Here is a 2,353-nt window from a genome sequence, read left to right on the forward strand (position 1 = left end):
TCCTGGATCAGATCCAGAAACTGCATGCCGCGGTTCATGTATTTCTTGGCAATTGAAATGACGAGACGGAGATTCGCTTCGATCATCTCTCGCTTGGCCTGCCGCATTTTCAACTCGGCAGAACTCATCTGGCGGTTGATCTGCTTGAGCTGCTGGAGCGGCAGCAAGACCCTGGCCTCGATGTCGATGAGCTTCTGTTGGCAGGCCTGAATGGCCGGCAGATGTCGCTCGAGCGCCGCGCCAAACCGCTGCGAAGTCGCAGCCACGTGGCTGGTCCATTCAAGGTCTGTCTCGTGGCCCGGGAACGAATCGACAAACGCCTCGCGTGGCATGCCGCAACGTTCGACGGCGATCTCCAGGATGCTGCGCTCGACCGCACGAACCTCGGTAACCTGTTCATGCACACTGGCACACAGGCGGTCGATCGTTTTGGCCGTAAAGCGGATCGGCGCCAGTTCGCGCTGGATCTCCGAACGTACTTGCGCCACGGCTGCGGAACGGGCTTTTCCAGTAACGGGTGTTTCCGGCATCTGCTCGAACAGGGCACGCACGCGCGCGAATATCGCAAGACTGTCGATCGTCAGTTGTTCAAGACGGACTGCGTTCGCTTTGTCCGGATCCCCGGCATCCGTTTCAACGTCTTCATCGTCCGGGTCGTTGTCGGAGGTGTCCGCCTCCACTGGACCGTCATCGGATTCTGGCGTCATTTCGCCTTCGTCCGCGTGGTCGCTGATGCCGTCGACCAGTTCGTCGATACGCAGTTCGCCAGCGACGATGCGGTCCACATCGGCAAGAATCATTGACACGATCGACGGGCACGCGGCGATCGCCTGAATCATGTCCTGCAGGCCGCCTTCGATGCGTTTTGCGATCTCGATTTCGCCGGCGCGGGTCAGCAATTGATTTGCGCCCATTTCGCGCATGTAGAGCCGGACCGGATCAGTCGTGCGGCCGAATTCGGAATCGACAGTCGACAGCGCCGCTTCCGCTTCCTCAGCCGCCTGATCGTCGGATGCTGCCGCGCCAGGCGCGGCGTCGCTTAACAGGAGCGTCTCCGCGTCCGGCGCCTGCTCATACACGGCCACCCCCATGTCGCTGAACGTGCTGACGATCGTCTCCATCGCAGCGGTTTGCGTAAAGTTGTCAGGCAGGTGATCGTTGATGTCCGCGTGGGTGAGATAACCGCGCTCACGGCCAAGCGCGATCAGCGCTCGCATCTGGCGTTGACGCTCCTCATCCCGGTGCGTAGACACGATGTCCAGCGGTATTGCGACGGCCTGGGTCTTTCCTGCCGACCTGCGGCGGCTGGTCTTGGAGGTGATCTCGATCAAGCGGGATGCTGAGTCGGCGCGAACCGGATTTGCCAATCTATTCTCCTGGCCGGGTAGGCCGACGATCGTCGCGGACATGACGGCTGGGTCACGCCTGCGGGGTGCGAACGAAATCGTGGAATGACGCACGGACTGTCGAGGCCGGAATGCCTCCCGCAGGAATCCGGTGTGCGCAAAATGGGGGACCATGAATGATACTGGACCTCGTTGTGCGGCGCAACAGGCAATGGCCTTCAGTCTCGCCGTTACCAGTCATTGGTGACGCCACGCGGCAGATGATGGGCCGGCTCAGGCTCACGGTGGCGGCACGCGCGGCCAGCTACGCGCCGCGGTACACGCCGTAAAACGGGCGATGCCGTCTCTGGCCGTGGCCCGGGACGGCTGCTCTCAGAGGGGATGGATCGAGTTTCAGCGGCCTGATAGATCCGTCTGACGCAGTCACCTAATGTTGGGACTCAGAAGGACGAGCCGTCGGCATCAACGTCGTCAAGCACCTCGCGCACGGCATTTTCGATGACATCGAAGTAGCGCTCCGGTACGCGTGTCGCATATCGCTTGCGCTTTTTGTTCGCGATCGTGCCGCCGGCGTCCATGCAGATGATGATCAGCGTGGTCAGGTCGTTGCCCATCAAGTCCACCTGTTCGTTCACGCTACGCAATCTGGTCGTAGCGAGCGATGAACTCGGTTTCGTGCCGCAGTTCTACCTCCAGCGCCAGTTCCGCCATCTTGAAGCCAAAAGCGACGCACGGCGTGGCATCCCAGTACCGAAACATCGCGTCGTCGCTTTTGAAAGAGAAGCGGTAGTCTCCTTCGCCAATCCACTGCACGCCAACGAGATCCCGCGCCGGACGGGAATAGGACTGCAAGGCGGCCAGGTACTCGGCCTCGTGCCGCTTCATGGCTACGGAAACGGGAATTCGTAGCCAACAGCCATGACTTTTTGCACTCGCGTAGGAAAAGTTATAGAAGTGAAGTGTACGCGTGGATTTTGTGAATCGGTGTCGATGCCAAGGTAAAGACC

The 2,353-nt window shown here is 60.3% G+C and carries 2 protein-coding genes and 1 pseudogene; all 3 read right to left on the reverse strand.

Annotated features, from left to right (window positions below):
• Nucleotides 1-1,409 (reverse strand): RNA polymerase sigma factor region1.1 domain-containing protein (locus AC1DO7_RS40960; protein WP_477117544.1); only part of this gene is annotated, 1,409 nt, incomplete at its 3' end.
• 377 nt (nucleotides 1,410-1,786) lie between these two features.
• Nucleotides 1,787-1,981, reverse strand: coding sequence for a hypothetical protein (locus AC1DO7_RS40965; RefSeq protein ID WP_441623556.1), 195 nt, complete (start codon nucleotides 1,979-1,981; stop codon nucleotides 1,787-1,789).
• 1 nt (nucleotide 1,982) lies between these two features.
• Nucleotides 1,983-2,353, reverse strand: a pseudogene (locus AC1DO7_RS40970) (hypothetical protein); the annotation flags it as partial.

This window comes from Cupriavidus sp. 05N40 (genome assembly GCF_056397305.1).